This is a genomic window from Streptomyces sp., from assembly GCF_031178505.1.
Lineage (GTDB): Bacteria > Actinomycetota > Actinomycetes > Streptomycetales > Streptomycetaceae > Streptomyces > Streptomyces gulbargensis.
In genome coordinates this window covers 1-5,638 of sequence record NZ_JAPSIW010000469.1, presented here as the reverse complement: position 1 = coordinate 5,638, position 5,638 = coordinate 1, and the positions used below count along the sequence as shown (strand labels likewise).

General features: G+C 76.8%; 6 protein-coding genes. 3 read left to right on the top strand and 3 right to left on the bottom strand.

Translation table 11 applies throughout. From position 1 onward, the window contains the following. Together RIF68_RS25430 and RIF68_RS25425 are read right to left on the bottom strand one after the other, a co-directional pair. Positions 1–948, bottom strand: a 948-nt coding sequence (locus RIF68_RS25430) for an STM4014 family protein (RefSeq protein WP_309053633.1), incomplete at its 3' end; no start/stop codon positions are given. Beyond that, complete coding sequence (locus tag RIF68_RS25425; protein WP_309053632.1) at positions 945–1,904, bottom strand: STM4015 family protein; 960 nt, start codon at positions 1,902–1,904, stop codon at positions 945–947. The genes RIF68_RS25425 and RIF68_RS25430, both read right to left, overlap by 4 nt. Before the next feature lie 189 nt (positions 1,905–2,093). Here RIF68_RS25425 and RIF68_RS25420 point away from each other — a divergent pair, with 189 nt between their 5' ends. From RIF68_RS25420 to RIF68_RS25410, 3 genes are all read left to right on the top strand, one after another. Further along, on the top strand, positions 2,094–2,420 hold the full coding sequence (locus RIF68_RS25420) for a hypothetical protein (protein WP_309053631.1): 327 nt from the start codon (positions 2,094–2,096) through the stop codon (positions 2,418–2,420). Positions 2,421–2,449: 29 nt separating this feature from the next. Continuing rightward, the gene (locus RIF68_RS25415) at positions 2,450–3,472 is read left to right on the top strand and encodes a DUF6745 domain-containing protein (protein WP_309053630.1); all 1,023 of its coding nucleotides are present in this window, start codon (positions 2,450–2,452) and stop codon (positions 3,470–3,472) included. Positions 3,473–3,616: 144 nt separating this feature from the next. After that, the gene (locus RIF68_RS25410; RefSeq protein ID WP_309053629.1) at positions 3,617–4,402 is read left to right on the top strand and encodes an SIMPL domain-containing protein; all 786 of its coding nucleotides are present in this window, start codon (positions 3,617–3,619) and stop codon (positions 4,400–4,402) included. Between the two features lie 336 nt (positions 4,403–4,738). Here the strand turns inward: RIF68_RS25410 and RIF68_RS25405 are convergent, their stop codons facing one another. Then, positions 4,739–5,428, bottom strand: coding sequence for a TetR family transcriptional regulator C-terminal domain-containing protein (locus RIF68_RS25405; RefSeq protein WP_309053628.1), 690 nt, complete (start codon positions 5,426–5,428; stop codon positions 4,739–4,741). Between the last annotated feature and the right edge of the window lie 210 nt (positions 5,429–5,638).

Genomic DNA, 5,638 nt, shown 5'->3' with positions numbered 1-5,638 from the left:
GCCGGGAAAGGCGCCGGCGGCCCGCTCGCACACCCCGAGCGCGTCCGCCCAGCGGCCCCCGGCCGCCGTGATCGCGGCCCGGACCTCGTCCAGGTCGCCCCGGGCCCCGCCCAGGTGCAGATTGGTCAGGGGGAAACGGCTGGTGCGGACGACGGCGTGCGTGGCCCGGCCGTCGACCACCACCACCCGCAGATCGGCCGCCCGCCCCCGCTGCGTGGCCTTCGGCAGCCAGCGCTCCACGTGCAGACCGTCCGGCGCGAGCGCGTCCACGATCGCGCCCACCTCCCGCTCGTCCGTGTAGCGCCGTACCCGCAGCGAGTTGTGGAGCCGCCCGCCGGCCGCCCGCTCCACGGAGGTGGTGGCCCGCACCCGCCGCCCGCTGCCGTCCGTCTCGACCGCGAGGACCCCGGAGGCCGAGGAGCCGTGCGCGAGCTTGACGAAGAACCGGCGCAGGCCGTCGCGGGCGGTCAGCGCGCGGACGTCCTCCCAGCCGCGCACGGCGGGCGCCGACGGGCCCGAGGTGGGCGACGGCGGCACGGGGACGCCCGCCGCCGCCAGCCGGGCGTGGCTCAGCCGCTTGTCGAACAGGACGGCGAGTTCGGCCGGGTCGTCGACGAGCGCGGCGCCCGCCGCGGCGGCCTCCCGGGCGAGGCCCGCCACGGCGGCGGTGAACCGGGCGTACCAGAGCCCGGTGCCCTCCACCCGCGTCGGGTCGTCCGTCCCGCGCAGCAGCCGGTCGGTCTCCGGCTCCTCCCCGGGCGAGTCGATCCGCACGGTCTCGCCGGCCGCGAACCGCGCCCCGCCGCGCAGCACCTCCGGCCAGGACACGACCCGCGCCCCGGGCAGCCCGGCGGACCGCAGCGCGTCCTGGAGGAACGCGACACGGCGGCCGGCCGGATCACCGACCACGGCCAGGGCGGCCCCACGGGGGCGCGGGCCGGGGGTCACTCGGCGACCGCGACGTAGCGCCAGACGTCGCCGTCCCCGTCGTCCTCCGGCTCCTGGGCGTCACCGAGGTCGACCGTCACGCCGTGCGGGGCGAGGGCGGCGGTGAGCCGCTCGCACAGCGGCGCGGAGACGTAGTGGTGCGAGAGGTCCAGATGCGTGAGGTGGGTCAGCGGCTGCCCTTCCAGAAGGGCCCGCGCGCCCTCGTCGGTGAGCACGCCCATGGACAGGTCCAGCCGCTCCAGGCGGGCCACCACCGGCGCGCCCGCCACGGCCGCCGCCACCCGGTCCTGGATCACGCTGTTGCGCAGGGCGAGGCGGCGCAGCGCCGGGAAGGCGGCACCGGACAGGAGGGGGGCCAGGTCCTCGGGCGTGCTGTCGCCGCCGTACTCGTCGGTGCCCAGCCAGAGTTCCAGATCCTCCAGGGCGGGCAGGTCCGAGGCGGCGATCCCGCGCACCACCTCCGCGCCGAGGCCGCCCGTCTCCACCACCAGCCTCCGCAGGCCCGTGTGCCGGACGGCGGGGAAGCCCAGGCCCGTCCCGCCCCGCACCCCGAACTCGCGCAGCGCCGGATAGGCGGCGAGCAGCGGGGTCACGTCGGACTGGACGATCCAGGAGATCTCGCAGTCCTCGAAGGTCATGTCGGCGAGGAAGACCGCCCGAAGGCCCGTCAGCCGGTTGTTGGCACCGATCAGCGAGGTGACGACGGCGGCGGAGGAGGTGTCGTACGGCTCGTCCCAGCCGCCGACCACCAGTGCCCGGACACGGGAGGCGTCGACCGTCTCCAGGAAGCGCCGGAACCGCGGCTCCCAGCTCTCGTCCCCGGGCTCCCCGTACGTGGGTGACGACACGCGCCAGGCCACCGAGGCCGCGTCGGGCAGGCCGCCCACGGCGTCCGCGTCCGGGAAGTCGAACACGGGCAGGCCGTGGAATTCCTGCAGGTGGACCCCAATGGTCATGACGGTGCTCCAGAGGACGAACGGCGCCGGACGGCTGATGGCAAGAGTTCTACCAAGCGCCTCCGACAGCGCCCCGCCCGGGTGGGCACGGAGGCGCTGACGTTCCCGGGCGAACGGCCGTTGTCAGTGCCGCCCTCTAGCGTCGTAGGTGTGTTCGGCGACAGCGCGCCGGACGGGGAGGGGAGAGCCATGTACCGGCAGGGAGACGTGCTGCTCGTGTCCGTCGACGAGGCGGCCGTACCGGAGCGGGCGAAGCGGGAGCGGGGGGAGGCGAGGGACGGCCGGGGGCGTCTCGTCCTCGCCCTCGGTGAGGTCACCGGCCACGCCCACGCCGTTCCCGGACCCGGCCGGCTCGTTCGGGAACCCGGCCCCTACGGGCCACTGCTGCTCGAACTCCCCGAGGGCGGACGCCTGGTGCACGAGGAACACGCCCCGATACCCCTGCCCAGGGGCTGGTACCGGGTGGTGCGCCAGCGGGAGTACGTGCCGGGCGCGTACCGGATCGTCGCGGACTGACACACCGAGGAACCTGGGGGGACAGAACCATGAACCGCACCACCGCGCGGGACGACTGGCGGGCCGTGGCCGCCGCCACCGGCCCCGCCGACCGGGCCGCCGCCGAGGCCGGCGTCCGGCTCGCCTACCGCGCGGCGGGCCTCGCCGCACCGGAACGGGTGCTCTGGGCGCCCTCGCCGCTCGCCGCGGTCCGGCTGACACGGGAACTGACGGACCGTGGACCGTCCGTACGGGAGGAGGTGCGCACCCGGCCCTGGGCCGAGGAACGCCGGCGGCTCCACGACGCGCTGGGCCCCGCCGGATGGGCGGCGCACTGGCAGAACACCGGGGCGGCGCTCTGGGACACCACGCGGGCCCTCGCCGAGCGGATACGCGACGCGGTGGCGCAGGCGGACGCAGGCGCCGGGGGCCCGGACGGCCCGGAGGCCGGCGCGGCGCGGCTCCTGCTGCTCGACGCGGTGCTCGGCCAGCACGACGCCGCCTGGCTCGCCGCCTTCGACGGACACGGCGACCGCCTGGCCGGGCTCGCCGCCGTCGCCCGGCACGCGGGCTGGTGGTGGCCCTACGCACGCGTGGCCGTGCTCACCGAGCGGCCCGTCGCCCTCCACCGGGACGAGGCCGGACGACTCGACCGGGGCGACGGCCCGGCCCTCGCCTACGCCGACGGCTTCGCCCTGCACGCCTGGCGCGGGATGCCCGTCACCGCGGCCTTCCTCGCCGGCCTCGACGGCCTCACCCCCGAGCGGATCCGGGAGGAGGAGAACGCGGAACTGCGCCGCGTCATGCTGGAGTACTACGGCTACGACCGCTACCTCGCCGTCTCGGGCGCGCGGCCCGTCCACCGCGACGAGACCGGCGTGCTGTGGCGGATCGGCCTCCCCGACGACGAGGACGTGACGATGGTCGAGGTCGTCAACTCCACGCCCGAGCCCGACGGCAGCCACCGCACGTACTGGCTCCGCGTGCCTCCGGCGACCCGGACCGCGCGTGAGGGTGTGGCCTGGACCTTCGGCCTCCAGCCCGACGTGTACGAGCCCCTCGCGCAGACCTGACGAGGCCGGCGGGGCGGTACGCACGTGGTACGGAGAGGTGAAGGGGGCGGCCGGTCAGGAGTGGCGTACCGGAGGGAGCGGCGGCGGGTGCTGGGATGTGCGCGCCGGACTTCCCGCCCCACGTCACCGTCGAAGGGACCGCCCGTGACACCCCGTACACCCGAGAACCCCGGAAGAACCGCTGCCCGGACCGCCGGGCTCCTCGCCGCCGCACTCGTCCTCGGCGGGCTCGTCGCCGGAACCGTCCCCGCCCAGGCCGCCGCGCCCGCGCGGACGGTCCCGTTCGCGGCGGCCCCCGCCGCCGACCCCGCGACGGTCACCGTGACCGGCAGCGGCAGCGCCTCCGCCGCACCGGATCTGGCGATCCTCTCCATCGCGGTGGAGGCCGACCGCACGACGGCCAAGGAGGCGATGGCCGCGCAGACCACCGAGGCCGAGAACCTCCTGCGGGTGCTCCGCGCCCAGGGCATCGAGGACCGGGACATCCGGACCGACAGCCTCTCCGTGATGCCCGTCTACACCCAGACCTCCGGCGGCGAGAGCAAGGTGAGCGGTTACCAGGCCGTCCAGTCCTTCTCCGTGAAGGTCCGCGCGCTCGACCGGGCCGGCCAGGTCATCGGCGCGGTCAACGAGGCGGCGCGCGACGCGGGCCGCGTGAACGGCGTCGTCTTCGACGTGGCCGACCCGGGCGCCCTGCGCGCCAAGGCCCGCGAGGCGGCCTACCAGGACGCCCACGAGAAGGCCCAGCAGCACGCCCGCCTCAGCGGCCACCGCCTCGGCCGGCTGGTCTCCCTCAGCGAGGGCGAGTCCACCCGCCCCGGCCAGGGCGCCGCGTCCCCGTCCATCTCCGCCGACGGAGCCTCGGTCCCGCTGGCCCCCGGTGAGATCGAGGAGCACGTGACGGTCTCGGCGGTGTACGAACTCCTCTGAGCGACGCCGCAGCCGGGGCCGTACGGAGGGGGGCGCGTGTGGCGCCCCGCCGGGGGACGGCCTTGCGGCGGTTACCCGCTCCCGGGGCGCGGCCTTCGACACGGCGGGGGCGCGTGTGGCGCCCCGCCGGGGGACGGCCCTGTGACGGCCACCCGCTTCCGGGGCTCCGCGGCCTTCGGCGCGGAGGGGCATGTGCGTGCCCGCCGGCGCCGGCCCTGTGACGGCCACCCCCTCCCGGACCGCCGCGCCCCCGGCCCCGCACAGCGCCGGGCCCCGTCGCGGCTCGGGCGCCCCGGCCCCGGGCCCAGCCGGCCCCGGGCCCAGCCGGCCCCGGGCTCAGCCGGCACCGGCGGGTTCGGGCCCTGCGGGCGAGTCCGGCCCGGGTTCCGTCCCGGGGCCCGCTGCCTCCCCCCGCCCGCCGCCCGCCGTGACCTCCGGAAGGCCCAGTTCGCGAGAGAGGGCCGCGTCGGCCCAGTGGAGCATCGCGGCCCGGGTGAGAGGGGCCGCGTAGGCCGTGGTCTGGATGGCGAGGCCGTCGAGGAGGGCGGTGAGACGGAGGGCCGCCGCGGGCGGGTCGGGGCAGCGGAACTCGCCCGCCGCGTCGCCTTCCGCCATCACCCGGGCGAGGGCCGCCTTCCACTCCTGGTCGAGGGAGGCGGCGACCCGCCGCAGCTCCGGGTCGTGCAGGGAGGCGGCCCAGCTCTCGATCCAGAGGCGCCAGCCCTTCGCCTGGCCCGTGGGGGCGTACCAGCGCACGGCCGCCCGCAGCCGCCGGACCGCCGGGACACGCCGGCCGAGCAGACGCCGCAGATGTGCCAGATCGCCCTCGGCCGCGTGGGCGAACGCCGCGGCGACGAGCCGTTCCCTGGTCGCGAAGTGGTAGATCACCAACGCGTTGCTCACGCCGAGCGCCGCGGCCACGTCGGATATCCGGAAGGCGGCGACGCCCCGCTCCTCGATCTGCCGGACGGCGGCACGCAGCAGCTCCTCGCGCCGCTCCGCCACGGTCAACCGGACTCTCGCCACGGCGCGCAGCCTACAAGGACGTCGTACCGGTCGTACCGCTCCTCCGGTCACCCGTGACCGCTCCCGGGCGGGGCGGCCGTACTCCTCGGGGCCCGCCCATAATGGAACGACCCCCAGAGATCAGGAGGTCCTGTGACCGCTACCGGCTCCGACCGTTCGCTCCGGGCCCAGCTGCGCGCACTGCGCCCCGAGTCCTTCGGCGCGGACCCC

Coding starts and splice junctions, on each gene's coding strand:
- RIF68_RS25425 (WP_309053632.1), bottom strand. CDS start 1,904: ATGACCATTGGGGTCCACCTGCAGGAATTCCACGGCCTGCCCGTGTTC.
- RIF68_RS25420 (WP_309053631.1), top strand. CDS start 2,094: ATGTACCGGCAGGGAGACGTGCTGCTCGTGTCCGTCGACGAGGCGGCC.
- RIF68_RS25415 (WP_309053630.1), top strand. CDS start 2,450: ATGAACCGCACCACCGCGCGGGACGACTGGCGGGCCGTGGCCGCCGCC.